The organism is Arthrobacter sp. efr-133-R2A-63 (assembly GCF_030209795.1).
GTDB classification, from domain to species: Bacteria; Actinomycetota; Actinomycetes; order Actinomycetales; family Micrococcaceae; genus Arthrobacter; species Arthrobacter bambusae_A.
The window spans coordinates 328,561-345,179 of record NZ_JARVRG010000004.1; the positions used below are offsets into that span (position 1 = coordinate 328,561).

Genomic DNA, 16,619 nt, shown 5'->3' on the forward strand with positions numbered 1-16,619 from the left:
GTCTACGCGGGGGCCAGCGCCTGGTTGAGAACCGTCCGGATGCGCTTTTCCGAGACCGAGTAGGCCGTGCCGAGCTCGACGGCGAAGAGGCTGACGCGCAGTTCCTCGATCATCCAGCGCACCCGTGTTAACTCGGCTCCTGCCCGTCGGCCGGGCAAGAGCGCGGAGACGGCGTCGTCGTAGTCGTCCTCCAGTGCCTGCACGACCGACATGTTCAGCCCGTCGCGCTGGACATTGTTCGGGAGCTTTTCGAGGCGCTTCTCGATTCCGGCCAGATAGCGCGGCAACTGGCTCAATTGGGCGTAGCCCGTCCGTGCCACAAATCCGGGGAAGACGAGCTGCTCCAGTTGGCTCTTCATGTCATTGAGCGCACTGATCAGGGCGAGGCTCGTGCTGCCCTTGAGTTGCTTCTCGATCCGCCGGGTGCTCCCCAAAATGCGTTCGACGACGGCGGTCACCGTGAAGACGGTGTCGATTAGTTCCGCGCGGACCAGCTCGTACAGGGCATCGAACGCCGTCTTGTCCCAGGGAAGTTCGGCGGGAGTCAGCTTGTCGATGGCCGCCAGGACGCAGTCCGCGATCAAGGCGCTCACCGAACCATGGGGATTCTGGCTGAACGTCAACTTCTCGGTGTTGTTCAAATGTTCCAGCACGTAGCGGTCCGGCGCGGGAACCCGCAGGGCGAGCAGCCGGATAACACCGCCGCGCATTGCCGATTCCTGCTCCGCCCGGGTCTGGAACACGCGCAACGCAACGGTTTTGCCCTCATCCACGAGAGCTGGATAACCGGTGACATCGTGTCCTTTAACCGTCCGCGTCACGTGGCGCTCGATAGCCCCGAAAGTCCATGCGGTCAGCCCGGTTTGCTCTGAGAGGAAACCGGCTCCCTGCGGGGTCGTCCCGCCGCCGTTTCCGCCGGAGGCTCCGGCACCTCCGGCACGTGGGTCGTCCTTCGGACCTTGGGCGCGTGCGGTCGTCGCGGGTGTTGCGCCCAGGGATTCCGCGATGGCCCGGCGGGTGGCGGGGGCCAGCTGCTCCTGGAGGGCGGCGAGGTCCTTGCCTTCGTCGAGCACCTTGCCGCGGCTGTCCACTACCTTGAAGCTGACGCGCAGGTGCGCCGGAACGGCGTCCCAATTCCAGGATCCCGGAGGAATGATGTGTCCGCGGATACGGCGCAGCACCAGCTCGAGCGAGGCCTCGAGATCGTCCGAGGCGGGGTCGAAGTCGCTTTCCAAGGCAGCAGCAGCCTGCCGGGCCACATCAGGGGCCGGCACGAAGTTCTTGCGGAGATGTTTGGGCAGCGACTTGATCAAGGCCGTGACGAGCTCCACCCGCTGGCCGGGTATCTGCCAACGGAAGGGTGCGTCGTCGAGCTGGTTCAGGAACAGCACGGGTACCTCGGCCGTGACGCCGTCCGAGGGATTGGGCGGCGAGCCGGGCGCCACGGGATGGAACTCGTAGCTCAGGGGCAGCTCAAAGCCCTTGTGAAGCCAGGTCCTCGGGTAGGCGGAATCATCCAGGGCTTCGGCGTCCTCGCTGATGAGCAGCGATTGGTCGAAGTCCAGCAAGGTGGGATCCTGCTGGCGGGCTTCCTTCCACCATTTGTCGAAGTGGCGTTCGGAGACCACGTCCTTGCCGACCCTGGCATCGTAGAACTCGAAAAGCGCGTGGTCGTCCACGAGGATGTCGCGGCGGCGCATCCGTGTCTCGAGTTCCTCGATTTCGTGGAGCAAGGCGCGGTTGCGGTGGAAGAATTTGTGGTGGGTTTTCCAGTCGCCCTCTACGAGCGCATGCCGGATGAAGAGTTCGCGGGAGAGTTCGGGATCGATCCTGCCGTAGTTGATGCGGCGGTTCGGGATGATGGGAACTCCGTAGAGCATCACCTTTTCATGGGCCATGACCGAGCCCGTCCGGGTGGACCAGTGGGGCTCGCTGTAGGAGCGCTTCACGAGGTCCGGTGCAACCTGCTCTGCCCACACAGGATCGAACTTCGCGGCCACCCGGGCCCAGAGCCGGCTTGTTTCAACCAGTTCCGCGGCCATCACAAACGCTGGCGACTTCTTGAACAAAGCCGAGCCCGGGAAGATGGCGAAACGGCTGCCTCGTGCTCCGGCGTATTCGCGCTTGCGTTCATCCAGCATGCCGATGTGGCTCAGCAGTCCTGAGAGCAGGCTGATGTGGATTCCCTCGTTGTTGCCAACAGGGTCGGCCTCGCGCTTGTTGTCGATCGTGATGCCCAGCGGCTTGGCGAGCTGGCGCAATTGCTGGAAGAGGTCCTGCCATTCCCGGACGCGCAGGTAGTTGATGAACTCGTTCCTGCACAGCCTGCGGAATTGCGTGGAGGAGAGCTCCTGCTGTTTCTCCTGGATGTAGTTCCACAGGTTCAGGAATCCGGTGAAGTCCGAGTTCTCGTCCCGGAAGCGTGCGTGCTTCTCCGCCGCAAGCTGCTGCTTGTCCGTCGGGCGCTCGCGCGGATCCTGGATCGTCAAGGCCGCCGCCAGGATCATGACTTCCTTGACGCAGCCGCGCTTGCCAGCCTCGACAATCATCCTGCCGAGCCGGGGGTCCACTGGGAGCTGCGCCAACTTCTGCCCGACGGCGGTCAGGCCGCCGCGGTTGTCCGCGCCGCCCCCGCGCGTGTTTCGGCCGTCGACGGCTGGGGGAGCGCCGCCGTCGCCCGTGCGGGCAGCGCTCAAGGCGCCGAGTTCGCGCAGCAGCGTGACGCCGTCGTTGATGGCACGGGAGTCCGGCGGCTCGACGAAGGGGAAGTTCTCGACGTCCTTGGGGCCGCGGGCAACGCCCATGGCAGTCATCTGCAGGATGACCGCGGCAAGGTTGGTCCTCAGGATTTCGGGATCAGTGAACGGGGGGCGGGACTCGAAATCCTCCTCGGAATAGAGCCGTATGGCGATACCCTCTGACACGCGCCCGCAACGGCCGGAACGCTGGCTTGCCGATGCCTGCGAGACGCGTTCAATCGGCAGCCGTTGCACCTTGGTGCGGTGCGAGTATCGCGAGATGCGGGCCGTGCCGGTGTCGATGACGTACTTGATCCCGGGCACCGTCAGGGACGTTTCGGCGACGTTGGTGGCCAGGATGATCCGCCGCTTGCCGCCCGGGTTGAAGACCCTGTGCTGCTCCTGCAGGCTCAAACGGGCAAACAACGGCAGGACCTCCGTGCCCGCCAGCCTGCGGTTGGCTTGGATCCGGCCGTTCAGGGCTTCCGCGGCGTCACGGATCTCGCGCTCGCCGGAGAAGAACACCAGGATGTCTCCGGGAGCCTCCAGCGCGAGCTCGTCGACGGCGTCGCACACGGCGTCGAGGGGGTCGCGGTCTTCCTCGAGCTCGTCGTCGGAGGCGTCCTCATCCTCGCCGGAAGCGCCGCCGGCCGGCTGGGACAGCGGCCGGTAGCGGATTTCCACCGGGTAGGTCCGGCCCGATACTTCGATGATCGGAGCAGGTTCTTCTTCGCTGCCGAAATGCTTCGCGAAACGCTCGGGGTCGATGGTGGCCGAAGTGATGATGACTTTCAGGTCCGGCCTTTGCGGCAGGATCCGCTTGAGGTAGCCCAGGATGAAGTCGATGTTGAGGCTGCGCTCGTGTGCCTCGTCGATGATGATGGCGCTGTACTTCCGCAGCAGCTTGTCCCGCTGGATCTCGGCCAGCAGGATGCCGTCGGTCATCAGCTTGATCTTGGTAGCCTTGCTGACCTCGCCGGTGAAACGGACCTGGAAGCCCACTTCCTGCCCGATCTCCACGCCCATCTCGAAGGCGATGCGTTCCGCAACGGTGCGCGCGGCAAGGCGACGCGGCTGGGTGTGGCCGATCAGGCCCTTGTCCCCGAGGCCGAGTTCCAGGCACATCTTGGGGATCTGCGTGGTCTTGCCGGAACCTGTTTCGCCGGCGATGATGGTCACCTGGTTTGCGGCGATCGCCGCCATCAAGTCCTCGCGGCGCTCGGAGACGGGCAGCTCTGCGGGGTAGGAAATATGAAATGTCATGGCTGCTGACAGTCTACTGTGGCGGCGCGCCGCCTTGCAGTGCATGGGTCCCTGCGGCTTTTTCCAATCGCCCTGCCAGGGTGCGGGCGTACTCCTTGAATTCCTCGGGAGAAATGATCTCAAAGTCCATGTCCAGCGCTGCGAGGTGTGCCGCCGGCTGCGCCAGGCTGTCCCAACCGGCGCGGAGCAGGGTGGCCTTCCCGCCGTCGTCGCTCAGGCTCGCGAGCTGTGGGCCGACGACGGCGGCCACCTCGCCGATCGGGGCATGGAGGCGCACGACGACGTCGTAACGGTAAGGCGAGCGGGTCACGGAGCGCTGGACATAGTCCGCGAGGTCCTCGGCAGGCAGGGGGCGCGGCACGTACTTCTTCCGTTCCGCCGGAAGCGTGGCGATGCGGTCGGCGCGGAACGTGCGCCAGTCTTCCCGGTCCACATCCCACGCGACGAGGTACCAGCGCCGCCCGGTGTCCACCAGCCGGTATGGCTCCACGAGACGCCGGCTGGCGTCGCCGTCAGCCTTGACATAGTCGAAACTGAGTTGCCGCTTGTCCGTGATCGCCGCGGAGACCACCGTGAGCTGCTGGGGGTCTACCGACGCCGCGTTGCTGGGCAGTGTGGTGACCGCGGCCTTGAGCATCGCGAACTTCGGGCGGAGACGTGAGGGAAGCACCTGTTCGAGCTTGGCAAGCGCGCGAACCGATGCTTCGCCGATACCGGCCACGGGACCCGCCGCCACCGAGTTCAGCCCCAGGGCGACGGCGAGAGCTTCATTGTCGTCCAGCAGCAGCGGCGGGAGCTGCGCCCCGGCGCCCAGTTGGTAACCGCCGGCTATCCCTGGCGAGGCGTGGATGGGGTAGCCCAGGTTCCGGAGCTTGTCGATATCGCGGCGGACGGTGCGCTCCGTGACACCCATCCGTGTGGCCAATGCCGGGCCGGTCCATTCACGCCGGACCTGCAGCAAGGACAACAATTGCAGCAGCCTCGCGGACGTCTGGATCATGCCATTGAATCTAGCCCAGGATGCGGACAAAAGTCGTCCGTGTTGAGGGACAGGCTGTGGTTAGTACGAGCGCAATGTCCAGCATGAGTTGTCAGGCAGGTCCCGCGCGGTCCAAGGCTCCGAACGGTCGGGGGGAAGGTGGCCGCGGCCGTCCCGAAGGACCGCTGAGATGGAAGCGGCTGCGGTGATGATGAGGATGATGAACAGCAAGGCTCCGATGAATTCCATGACTCCATCGTGTTCCGGGTTAACCTCAAGAAACAGTGGCAGAAACGACTCATTTAGGCAATTTTCTGCCACACTGGATCTATGTTGAAAACGGTGGCCATCATTGTTGTTCCCAACTTCTCGATCTTCGAATTCGGGACTGCCTGCGAGGTCTTCGGCATTGACCGCGCGGACCGGGGGAGTGGCGTTCCCGCCTTTGACTTCAGGGTCTGCACTCCCGTCCCTGGAGACGTGAAGATGAAGTCCGGCCTGTCGATGAACGTCGAACTGGGTCTGGAGGCTACGGCCGATGCCGACCTGGTCATCATGGCCCCGTACGGACGGGATGAGGACGTGCCGGAGCCCGTGTTGGAAGCTCTGCGGGCGGCGCATGAACGGGGTGCCTGGGTCATGTCGATCTGCTCCGGCGCGTACGCGCTTGCGCGCGCAGGGCTTCTGGACGGGCGCCGCTGCACCACGCATTGGCACTATTCACAGGACCTCGCCAACAGGTATCCGAAGATTCACGTCGACGAAAATGTGCTCTACGTCCAGGACGGAACGATCATTTCAAGTGCCGGCACCGCCGCCGGCATCGACGCCTGCCTGCATCTGATTCGCGTCGAACTTGGCGCCAACGTTGCCGCAGCCATCGCCCGCGACATGGTGGTTCCTCCGCACCGCGACGGCGGCCAGGCCCAGTTCATCGAGCGGCCCATGCCCACGTGCGGCTCCGCGCCCATGGAAGCCTTGCTGCGCTGGATGGTGGAAAACCTCGAGCACGACCACAGTGTCAACGAATTGGCGGCCCGCCTGCACATGTCTGCCCGGACGTTCGCACGCCGTTTCCGTGCAGAAACCGGGGCCACACCGGCGGCGTGGCTCAACTCGCAACGCGTGCTCCGGGCGCAGGAGCTTCTGGAAACCACCGAGATGAACATTGACGAAATTGCGCGCGAGGCCGGATTCGGACATTCCGTGCTGCTGCGTCACCACTTCGCCAAGGTCCTGGCCACGAGTCCGCAGTCGTACCGGAGGGCTTTCCGCGGCCAGTTGGCGGAGGTTGGCTAGCGGCGGAGGGTCTCGTGTCCCTCTACCTTGGCGTTCTCCACGAGGGTGTGCCACGGCCCCGTGACTTCGGTCTCGGGAAGCGTGGCCCGGTGTTGTCCGGCGCGGATTGAATACATGAACCTGTCGGCTTGCCCGGCTGCTTTCCCGGTTGTCCGCGCAAGCGCTTGTTCGCTGGCGCGACCCCGGGATGGCACCTGGTCCCAAGGACAGGCCTCCACGATTGGCATCCAGCGCTGCTTATCTTCCGAGGTGGCGGCATCCACGGTCCAGACGCGGGTGATCGCGGCGACGCCACCGCTGCGCTGGACAGTGATTTTCATGTTCTGCGGCTTCCACTGCTCTGGAGGGTGTTGCTAGAGCTTTACCTTCACAGTTTCCCATGCCTTACGGACTGCGTCATGCTCGCGTGAACCGTCGCCGAAGAGTTCCTCCGCCGACGCGGCCGTGGCTTTCGCAAAGCGGCCGAACGTGCAGGTGGCGGGCAGTGAGCCGCTGGTCAGCGTGTTGTACCAGATCTGTCCCGGAGCTTCCCAGGCATTGCCACCCAGCTCCAGGGCAAGAAGGGAGAACGCCCGGTTGGGGATGCCCGAATTGATGTGGACACCGCCGTTGTCCGCGGTGGTGCGGACGTATTTGTCCATGGAGTCCGGTTGCGGATCCTTGCCGAGAACGTCGTCGTCATACGCAGTACCGGGTGCTTTCATGGACCGGAGGCCGGTGCCGTGGACGGCGTCGGTGAACAAGCCCTCGCCGATCAACCAGCTGGCCTCGGCAGCAGTCTGCTTCCTGGCATACTGCTCCACGAGTGCCCCGAAAACATCCGACATGGATTCGTTGAGCGCTCCGGCCTGGTTCTGGTAGGCGAGTGCTGCCGTGTACTGGGTGACGCCGTGGGCGAGCTCGTGTCCGATCACGCTGAGCGACTTGGTGAACCTCTGGAAGATCTCGCCGTCGCCGTCACCGAAGACCATTTGGCCGCCGTTCCAGAAGGCATTGTCGTACAGCTCGCCGTAATGGACGGTGGCGTCGAGTTTCAGGCCGGCGCCGTCGATCGAATTCCGGCTGAACGCTTCCGCATAAAGGGCGTGGGTTCCGCCGAGTCCGTCGTAGGCTTCATCGGCGGCGGCGTCGCCCGTCGCCGGGCCTTTCTCCTTGCGGACCGCCTTGCCCGGCAAGGCTTCGGTGGAGCCGGCGTCGTAGATGGTGCGCTTGGGCGGCCCGGGCTTCGCCTGGCGCGCAGTGGGCACCGGGGCCGGCACCGGAAGCGAGCGGACCGCTTGGAGGTTCTTGATGTGGAGCAGGGATTCCTTGGCCGCCCGCGCAATAACGCGCAGGCGGGGCTCATGTTGGGCCGCCAGCCTTCGCAGCATGTACGGCGGAACGATGGAACAGATCACGGCGAACCCTTTCGTACCTCGTGGACGGGTACGAACAGCTTAGGAGCGGCCACCGACTTTTTAGCCGGCCCGCTGCGGCATGTCCCGGATCACGACGGCGGGTGGGCCCCGTGCGGGCACGCCGACTGGTCTGTAACCCAAAACCGGCAACGCGGCCGGGCAAAGAAAAAACCCCGCCGGTTCCTTGAACTGGCGGGGTTTTCTGTTGTGCCCTCGATAGGATTCGAACCTACGGCCTTCTGCTCCGGAGGCAGACGCTCTATCCCCTGAGCTACGAGGGCATCCGGGGCTCCCGTCCGTTGCCGGAGGGACGTCCATGAGCTTAGCAGGTCACCGCGCCGCAACGGAAAACGGGTGCGGGCGAGCCGTCAGTAGCCCGCGAAAGCGTCCACATGGATTCGTCGGGCTCCGGCGTGGCGGGCGGCTGAGCGAAGGGCGTCCACGTTTGCCGGAGACCCGGAGACGTACACGTCCCGTTCGGCCACATCGGGGATGAGCGCCCGCAGGGAGTCGCCATCGATGCGGCTCCGCCCGGCGTCGTGCATGAACGACGGCGGGAGGGAACCGTCCGAAAGCCGGGCGATGACCCGTGCCCCCGAGGCCTCGAGGACATCGCACCCGGCGAGTTCGGCGGCGCTGGGGGCGAGATACAGCACGATGATGTCCCTTCGTGCTGAGTCGCCGGCAGCCAGCTGGGAAAGGAAAGGTGCAATCCCGATTCCCGCCGCGATGAGCAGCAAGGGTTTGCCGGCGTCGGGCGGGAGGACGAAGTCGCCGCCCACGGCGGTTCCATGGACGCACTGTCCAGGCTCAAGCGCGAGCAACACGCGCTTGGCTGCCGAGACGGGTTCCGCCGTGCCGACGCCGAAGGTCATCTCGGGCGAGTCAGGCGCGCTGGTGATGCTGAACACCCGTCGCCGCCCTTTGCCGTCCGAGCGCGAGTGCGGAAGGTTGAGCTCCATGAACTGCCCCGGAAGGAAGCGGACGGGCCGTCGTGGCTCAAAACGGAACTCGGTGGTGAAGGGGGTCAGGGGACGCGAGCCCTTGAACGTCAGCACGATTCCGCCCCGCTGCCCCACAAGGAACGCGAGGAGGTTTCCAATGAGCAGAGCGAGTTCCGGCGAGTTGGCGACGCCCGCCACGTTGTAAGGCACCGCGAACAACAAGGCCACGACGGCGGCCAGCGCCACCTGCTGCCAACGGCGGGGAGGCAAGGTAAGCGGTTCGGTGAGCATGAAGCCGACGAAAAACAGAAGCGGCTGCTGCGCGATCGGTTGCCACACGGCGGGTCCGAAGGTCATGCCGCCCCGCAGGAGCAAGACGCACACCACCGAGACCGCCACCACCAGGAAAGTGCAGGCCATGAGCACCTTCAGCGTCCGGTACAGCACCAGCAGCACGCCGGGCACCAGGAGCCACAGCATGGCCGGGGTTGCTGCCCACCACGTGGCGATGTTCAAGCCGGTGAGCCCCGCGATGAAGGCGCCCGCGGCGGCGGGATTGAAGATGTGCCGCCCGCGGAAGGCCAATACATACTTCGATGCCGAGGCCAGGACGCACGCCACGGCGACTCCGGCGAGATCGAGGACCTGGACCGAGGGAACCAGCTCAGTGGGCCAGAACAGGAAGTACAACAAAAGGCCTGTGATCAGCGAGGACTCCGAATGCGGCCGGACCTTGAAGAGCATGGCCACGAGCCGGTTGGACGCGTACGTCAGGCCCAGGCACAGCACAAGGTGGACCAGCATTTCAGGCAGCCCGAAGGTGAGCCAGCCCAGCGCGTTCAGCACCAGGCTGTACACCGCAAGCACGCCAAGGACCCAAAGAATCAGCCGGTACATCGTGAAATGGCCGAGCCAGGCATCCACGCGCGCTTTGATGGCAATCATGTGAACAGTGTCCCTTCGAAGCCGGCCGAATAGGCGGCATGTCCGTCCGAATAGACCTTGAGCCAGGAGAATTCGAATTCTGTCTCCAGCACCGGCGGATCAACCATGAAGAGTGCTGTGGCCAGGGCATCGGCTTCCATTGCCGTCGCAGCCATGGTCCACGTGGCCACGACCGTCTCGATGGGGCGCCCGGTGGCGCCGTCGAGGACATGGTGCAGGCCGTCGCCCCACGTCCGGCGGTTGGCGGCGGAAGCGCACAACGCGCCGTCGCGCAGTTCGACGACGCCGATCGCCTGGGTGGGGTCGTAGGGGTGTTCGAGGGCCACGCGCAATGGTTCCGTGCCGGAATGGAGCATGTCGCCGCTCGCATCGACCAGGAACTCCTCGGTTCCCGCTCCGCGCAGGACCGAGGCCAGAAGGTCCACCAATTGGCCCTTTCCCGTAGCGCCGATGTCCAGGACCACGGGAGCGGAAGCGGAGATCGACGTGCCGCTCCATACGAGGACGTCTTCCCAACGCGGCGCCGGCACCGGATGGCCGAGGGGCCGCAAAGCGTAGTCTGCGCCATAGCCCAGGCGCTCGAGGCTGCTGCCAATGAGCGGAGTCATGGCACCGTTGCTGAGGTGGTATAGCTTTTTGAAAAGCTGTTCCAGCTTGCCGGCCCCGGCCGGAAGGGTGACGGTGCCGGGTTCACGGGCGAGCACTGCAATCAGGGAGTCGTCCCGGAAACGCGAGTAGCTTCGGTCGAAGTCCTCCACGACGCCGAGCAAGCCGGCGCGCACCCGCTCCGGGAGGTCCTCCGGCGTCGAGATTTCCCACGTGGTCCCGATGCCGTCGAAGCTGAAAACGCTCCAGCCCGTGAGCGTCATGCCGCTATTTGGCCTCGGACTTGATGGTTTCCACGGCCTTGTTGAATCCTTCGCTCGTCAGGGAGGAGCCCGCTACTTTCGAGACATTGATCTCGTCCAGTTTCTTGCCGACAACCTGCGCGGCGATGCCGTTCTTGAACTGTCCCTGGAACTCCTGGGTGTTCGGGTTGTTGGCATGGACGGTGATGTCCACAGCGGAAATGGTGTTGCCGGCCAAGGTCAGTTGGACGCCGACGGTTTCGCCGCCGTTGGGTGAAATGTAGTCACCGTCCGCACTATAGGTTCCGTCCTTGTACGGGCCGGAAATCGAGGAGGTCTTCTGCGGGGTGCTGCCTTGGGCCGAAGGGGCGCAAGCTGCCACCGAACTGGCGAGGGTGAGGCCGGCGGCGCCTACCAAGAGGCCCTTGCGGAGTGGCGTAGTCATGGTTCTGCTCGTTTCAACTGGACTCGAAAAGGGTCAATGCATAGTGCTCCAGGCCGTGGGCCGATCACACGATTGACGTTGATTTCAGCCTATCGGTTCAGTCTGGGAGCTCTACTGGGCGAAGCTGGGCGTCGGCTGGGTGCGCGCTGGTGCCCGCATGTGCGCATTGCCAAGCATAAGAATTCCACCAGTTGCAAGCCCCACCGGTAGGCTAGACGGGTGACTCCCGAAGAACTCTCAGCCGCCATATCCGCCTGCCTGAAAGACGCTGTCGCCGCTGGCGAGCTTGCGCTTTCCGAATCTGCCCTCCCCGAGGACGTGCGCGTGGAGCGACCCAAGAACCGGGAGCACGGCGACTGGGCCACCAACATCGCCTTGCAGCTTGCCAAGCAAGCCGGGACCAACCCGCGGGAATTCGCCACGATCCTGGGCAAGCGGCTCGAAGCGATCGACGGCGTCACCGCCGTGGACATCGCTGGCCCCGGCTTCCTTAACATCACCGTGGACGCGGCCACCGCCGGCGCGCTGGCCAAGGTCATCGTCGAGGCGGGAAGCTCCTACGGAACCAACCAGGCGCTCGCAGGCCATGTAGTCAACATGGAATTCGTCTCGGCCAACCCCACGGGGCCGCTGCACATCGGCCACACGCGATGGGCCGCGCTGGGCGATTCCATCGCCCGCGTCCTCCGCGCCTCCGGTGCGGACGTCACCGCGGAGTACTACATCAACGACGCCGGCTCGCAGATGAACGTTTTTGCGAACTCGGTGCTCTCCCGCCTGCACGGACGCGGCGTTCCGGAGGGCGGCTACCCGGGCGAGTACATCCGGGAGCTCGGCGACGAGGTCCTCAAGGCCCACCCGGCAATCCGCGAGCTGACCGACGAGGCAGCGCTGCCGGTCATCCGCGCCGCCGCCTACAAGGCCCAGATGAAGGACATCAAGGACACCCTGGCCGGATTCGGCGTGGCTTTCGACGTCTTCTTCTCCGAGCAGGAACTGCACGACGGCGGCGCGATCGAATCCGCCGTCGCCCGCCTCCGGGAGCAGGGCCACGTGTTCGACGACGGCGGGGCAGTCTGGCTGCGCACCACGGACTTCGGCGATGACAAGGACCGCGTGATGATCCGTGCCAACGGGGAACCCACGTATTTCGCTGCCGACGCCGCGTATTACCTGTCGAAGAAGGACCGCGGCTTCACGGAGAAGATCTACCTGCTCGGGGCCGACCATCACGGCTACATCAACCGGCTCAAGGCCATCGCCGCCTGTGCGGGCGACGATCCCGAGGTCAACATCGAGGTCCTGATCGGACAGCTGGTGTCGGTCAACGGCGCCAAGCTGTCCAAGCGCGCCGGCAACATCATCGAGCTCAAGGACCTTATCGAGTGGCTCGGGAAGGACGCTGTGCGTTACTCGCTGGCGCGCTTCCCCGCGGATTCGCCGCTGACACTGGATCCGGAGCTGCTGAAGAAGAACAGCAACGAAAATCCTGTGTTCTACGTGCAGTACGCGCACGCCCGTTCCCGGGGAACGGCACGCAACGCGATCGACGCCGGCGTGGACCACAGCGCGTTCGACGCGTCGCTGCTGGACCACGCGACCGAAAACGAGCTGTTGTCCTACCTCGGCAGCTACCCGTCCATCGTGGCCAAGGCCGCGGAGCTCCGCGAGCCGCACCGTGTGGCCCGCCACCTCGAGGTTATCGCAGGTGCCTACCACCGCTGGTACGACGCCTGCCGCGTTTCGCCGCTGGGCGATGAAGCCGTCCAGGACGTCAACCGCACGCGGCTGTGGCTCAACGACGCCACAAGCCAGGTGCTGGCGAACGGACTTGAACTCCTCGGCGTTTCAGCTCCGGAACGGATGTGATCAGCGTGCAGAACAACGCCCCCGCCTCACCCCTTGCGCCCGGATGGCTCGCCGTGCCGGAAGACCTGAACGCGCTGCACGCGCCGATGTGGGCCGAAGGTGTCCGGAGGAACGACGACGGCGAACTCGCCATTGATGGCGTTCCCGTCAGCGAACTCAAGGCTCAGTTCGGCACCCCGCTGTTCGTCATGAGCGAAGGCGATTTCCGGGCCCGTGCCCGCTCCTTCAAGCATGCCTTCGACGAAGCTTTCGAGGACATCTGCGGGGGAGTGGATGTCTATTACGCCGGAAAGTCCTTCTTGTGCACTGCCGTGGCCGCCTGGGTGGCGGAAGAAGGCCTGCGCCTGGACACGTGCTCCGGGGGAGAACTCGCCGTCGCGGCGCGCGCCGGCATCAACGGTGCCCATCTGGGGCTGCACGGCAACAACAAGTCCGACGCCGAAATCAACCGCGCACTGGACATGAAGCTCGGCCGCATCGTGGTGGACAGCCTCGATGAGCTTGAGCGGGTTGCCAAGATAGCCTCCGGCCGCGGCGAGACGGCGAAGGTCATGCTGCGGCTGACTCCCGGCGTCCACGCCCACACCCACGAATTCATTGCCACGGCCCACGAGGACCAGAAATTCGGTCTCTCCATGGCCGGGGACACTACCGAGTCGGCCGGCCTTTCGGCCGCCGAAGAAGCCGTCGCGGCGGCCACCTCGTACTCCAACGTGGAACTCCTGGGCCTGCACTGCCACATCGGTTCCCAGATCTTCGAGCCCGACGGCTTCGCCCTGGCAGCCGAGAAGCTGCTGGGATTCCTCGCAGCGATGCAGGCGAAGTACTCCATCGTCCTGCCGGAACTGGACCTGGGCGGCGGCTACGGCATCGCCTACACCCCGGTGGACACCCCCCGCCCGCCTGCCGAGATCGCGCAGGCGATGGCCGCCGTCGTACGCTCCACGTGCGCTGGGCTGGGGATCACCCCGCCGCGCATTTCGATCGAACCGGGCCGCGCGATCGTGGGCACCAGCACGTTCACCTTGTACGAGGTGGGAACGCTGAAAACTGTTCGAGTGGACGCACCCGCGGGTGCCGGGGCCAAAGAAAACGTTACGTTCCCTCGCCGCTATGTGTCGGTGGACGGCGGCATGAGCGACAACGCCCGTCCGGTGCTGTACGACGCGGATTATTCGGCCATTCTCGCCTCGCGGGCCTCGGGTGCCGCCCCGGAGTTGTCCCGAGTAGTGGGCAAACATTGCGAGAGCGGCGACATAGTTGTTAGAGATGTATATCTGCCCGAAGACGTGGCAGCCGGTGATCTGCTCGCTGTACCGGGAACCGGCGCTTACTGCTGGGCCCTCTCAAGCAACTACAACTATCTGGCCAGGCCTGGCGTTGTCGCTGTGCGCAATGGATCCGCCCGGCTGATCGTCCGCGGGGAAACCGAAGAAGATCTCTTGAACCGCGACATGGGAGTGGCGAATGTCTGAAGTGCGAACCCTGAAGGTGGCCCTGCTGGGCTGTGGCAATGTCGGGGCCCAGGTAGCGCGGATTCTCCTTGACGACGCCGACGCCCTTGCGGCCCGCACCGGCGCGCGCTTGCAGTTGTCCGGCATCGCCGTGCGAAACATCGATTCAGAGCGCGACGTCGAACTGCCGCGCGAACTGTTCACCACCGACGCCGATACCCTGGCCAAGGACGCCGACCTGGTGATCGAGCTCATGGGAGGCATCGAACCGGCCCGTTCGCTCATCCTGACTGCCATGCAGAATGGTGCCTGCGTCGTGACCGGGAACAAGGCGCTCCTGGCACAGGATGGCCCGACGCTCTACGAAGAAGCCGACAAGGCCGGCGTCCAGCTCTCGTATGAGGCCGCCGTCGCCGGAGCCATTCCGATCCTGCGCCCCATCCGCGACAGCCTCTCGGGCGACCGCATCACCCGGGTCCTGGGCATCGTCAACGGCACCACCAACTTCATCCTCGACCAGATGGACAGCACCGGTGCGCAGTTCGCCGACGCGCTGGCCGAGGCCCAACGCCTCGGATACGCTGAAGCCGACCCGACTGCCGACGTCGAAGGCCATGACGCCGCGGCCAAGGCCGCCATCCTTGCGTCGTTGTCCTTCCACACGCGCTTCGCGCTCGAAGACGTCTACTGCGAAGGCATCACCAAGGTCAGCGCGGCTGACATTGCCGCCGCGAAGGAAGCGGGCTTCGTCATCAAGCTTCTCGCCATCGCCGAGAAGATCACCAGCGCAAACGGCGACGACGGCATTTCGGTCCGCGTCCACCCCACCCTCCTGCCCCGCGAACACCCGCTCGCAGCAGTCCGTGGTGCGTTCAACGCAGTCTTCATCGAAGCCGAGAATGCCGGCGAGCTGATGTTCTACGGCCAGGGCGCCGGCGGAACCCCCACGGCGTCCGCCGTCCTGGGCGACCTCGTTTCGGCCGCCCGCCGGGTGGTGCTCGGCGGTCCCGGCCGCACCGAGACCACCACCGGCTACGTGCCCGCGCTGCCGATCGACGCCTCCACGACGAGCTACTACATCGGCCTCGACGTCGCCGACCAGGCCGGAGTGCTGGCCCGGATCACCCACATCTTCGCGGAGAACGGCGTGTCGATTGAGATCATGCGCCAGACAATCCACCGCGACGCCGGCTCGAAGGTTGAGTCGGCCGAGCTGAAGATCGTCACCCACCGCGCATCCGAAGCCGCACTCGCGGCAACCGTCGAGGCCGTCAAGGGCCTGGACGTCATCAATTCTGTGACATCCGTCCTGCGGGTAGAAGGGGTCTAAGTGGCTCACCAATGGCGCGGAGTAATCCGCGAATACGCTGATCGTTTGCCTGTGACGGAAGCCACGAAGGTCATTACCCTCGGCGAGGGCGGAACCCCGCTGGTCCACGCGCAGAAGCTCTCCGAACTCACCGGTTCCACGGTCTACCTGAAGGTGGAGGGCATGAACCCCACCGGATCCTTCAAAGACCGCGGCATGACGATGGCCATGACGGCGGCTGTCGAAGCCGGCGCCAAGGCCGTTGTCTGCGCCTCCACGGGCAACACCTCGGCCTCCGCCGCGGCCTACGCCACGGCCGCCGGGCTGAAGTGTGCCGTGCTCGTCCCCGAAGGCAAGATCTCCATGGGCAAGCTCAGCCAGGCGATCGCGCACGGTGCCACGCTCCTGCAGGTGGACGGGAACTTCGACAATTGCCTGGACATCGCCCGGAAGCTCGGCGAGTCCTACCCGGTGTTCCTCGTGAACTCCGTCAACCCGGCGCGCATCCAAGGCCAGAAGACCGGTGCCTTCGAAATCGTCGACGCCCTCGGAGACGCTCCGGACATCCACGTCCTGCCGGTCGGCAACGCGGGCAACATCAGCGCGTATTGGAAGGGCTACAAGGAGTACTCCGCGCCCTTCGAGTCCGCAACGGCCGGCACCCTTCCCGCCGTCTCCACCAAGACTCCGGCCATGTGGGGATTCCAGGCGGCAGGCGCGGCACCGTTCGTGGCAGGCCACCCCATCACCGAACCGGACACGATCGCCACGGCCATCCGCATCGGCAATCCGGCATCCTGGGACACTGCCATCGCGGCACGCGATGAATCCGGCGGCTTCATCGACGCCGTGACCGACGAGGAAATCCTCGATGCCCACCGCTGGCTCTCCGCCAAGGAAGGCGTCTTCGTGGAACCCGGTTCCGCCGCAGGCGTCGCCGGCCTCATCAAGAAGCACGCGGCCGGCGAGGTTCCCACCGGAAAGACGATCGTCATCACGGTCACCGGTCACGGACTCAAAGACCCGCAGTGGGCCCTCCGCACCGAAGACGGAAGCGACGTCCAGCCGGTCAAGGTACCGAACGACGTCGTGACCGTGGCATCCGAACTGGGACTGGAAGAAAACTAAG

At 65.2% G+C, this 16,619-nt stretch carries 13 protein-coding genes and 1 tRNA gene; 5 read left to right on the forward strand and 9 right to left on the reverse strand.

Features of this window, described 5'->3' with window-relative positions:
• Positions 1-2 precede the first annotated feature (2 nt).
• From hrpA to QRN45_RS02140, 3 genes are read right to left on the reverse strand one after another with little or no spacing between them, the layout of a single operon-like run.
• Entirely contained in the window at positions 3-4,001 is a 3,999-nt protein-coding gene (hrpA, locus tag QRN45_RS02130) for an ATP-dependent RNA helicase HrpA (protein ID WP_284762338.1), read from the reverse strand.
• Between the two features lie 13 nt (positions 4,002-4,014).
• The gene (locus QRN45_RS02135) at positions 4,015-5,001 is read right to left on the reverse strand and encodes a helix-turn-helix transcriptional regulator (protein ID WP_284762339.1); all 987 of its coding nucleotides are present in this window, start codon (positions 4,999-5,001) and stop codon (positions 4,015-4,017) included.
• Positions 5,002-5,061: 60 nt separating this feature from the next.
• Positions 5,062-5,229 carry a hypothetical protein gene (locus QRN45_RS02140; protein ID WP_241707394.1) on the reverse strand — a complete coding sequence of 56 codons (168 nt, stop codon included), beginning with the start codon at positions 5,227-5,229 and terminating at the stop codon, positions 5,062-5,064.
• A gap of 81 nt (positions 5,230-5,310) precedes the next feature.
• On the opposite strand from QRN45_RS02140, the gene QRN45_RS02145 reads away from it, so the two are divergent.
• On the forward strand, positions 5,311-6,279 hold the full coding sequence (locus QRN45_RS02145) for a GlxA family transcriptional regulator (protein WP_284762341.1): 969 nt from the start codon (positions 5,311-5,313) through the stop codon (positions 6,277-6,279).
• On the opposite strand, the gene QRN45_RS02150 is transcribed toward QRN45_RS02145, so the two are convergent.
• From QRN45_RS02150 to QRN45_RS02175, 6 genes are all read right to left on the reverse strand, one after another.
• Complete coding sequence (locus QRN45_RS02150) at positions 6,276-6,599, reverse strand: protealysin inhibitor emfourin (protein WP_078108459.1); 324 nt, start codon at positions 6,597-6,599, stop codon at positions 6,276-6,278. The two genes, QRN45_RS02145 and QRN45_RS02150, sit on opposite strands and share 4 nt — an antisense overlap.
• 33 nt (positions 6,600-6,632) lie before the next feature.
• Positions 6,633-7,649, reverse strand: a complete 1,017-nt coding sequence (locus tag QRN45_RS02155) for a M4 family metallopeptidase (RefSeq protein ID WP_284762373.1) — start codon at positions 7,647-7,649, stop codon at positions 6,633-6,635.
• A 235-nt stretch (positions 7,650-7,884) separates the two neighbouring features.
• A tRNA-Arg gene (locus QRN45_RS02160) sits at positions 7,885-7,957 on the reverse strand.
• 87 nt (positions 7,958-8,044) lie between these two features.
• Positions 8,045-9,565, reverse strand: coding sequence for an FAD-dependent oxidoreductase (locus tag QRN45_RS02165; RefSeq protein ID WP_284762344.1), 1,521 nt, complete (start codon positions 9,563-9,565; stop codon positions 8,045-8,047).
• On the reverse strand, positions 9,562-10,434 hold the full coding sequence (locus QRN45_RS02170) for an FAD:protein FMN transferase (protein WP_284762345.1): 873 nt from the start codon (positions 10,432-10,434) through the stop codon (positions 9,562-9,564). The genes QRN45_RS02165 and QRN45_RS02170 overlap by 4 nt, the downstream gene beginning before the upstream one ends.
• Positions 10,435-10,438: 4 nt before the next feature.
• Positions 10,439-10,858 (reverse strand): FMN-binding protein, encoded by a 420-nt coding sequence (locus tag QRN45_RS02175; RefSeq protein WP_078108462.1) that lies wholly within the window; start codon positions 10,856-10,858, stop codon positions 10,439-10,441.
• Between the two features lie 219 nt (positions 10,859-11,077).
• Between QRN45_RS02175 and argS the strand changes: the two genes are divergently transcribed.
• The 4 genes from argS to thrC are packed head-to-tail and all read left to right on the forward strand — an operon-like array spanning position 11,078 to position 16,618.
• Positions 11,078-12,727, forward strand: a complete 1,650-nt coding sequence (argS, locus tag QRN45_RS02180; RefSeq protein WP_241707399.1) for an arginine--tRNA ligase — start codon at positions 11,078-11,080, stop codon at positions 12,725-12,727.
• Between the two features lie 5 nt (positions 12,728-12,732).
• On the forward strand, positions 12,733-14,202 hold the full coding sequence (gene lysA / locus QRN45_RS02185) for a diaminopimelate decarboxylase (RefSeq protein ID WP_284762348.1): 1,470 nt from the start codon (positions 12,733-12,735) through the stop codon (positions 14,200-14,202).
• Positions 14,195-15,511 (forward strand): homoserine dehydrogenase, encoded by a 1,317-nt coding sequence (locus tag QRN45_RS02190; protein ID WP_241707401.1) that lies wholly within the window; start codon positions 14,195-14,197, stop codon positions 15,509-15,511. The genes lysA and QRN45_RS02190 overlap by 8 nt, the downstream gene beginning before the upstream one ends.
• The gene (gene thrC, locus QRN45_RS02195; RefSeq protein WP_078108465.1) at positions 15,512-16,618 is read left to right on the forward strand and encodes a threonine synthase; all 1,107 of its coding nucleotides are present in this window, start codon (positions 15,512-15,514) and stop codon (positions 16,616-16,618) included.
• Position 16,619: the final 1 nt, after the last annotated feature.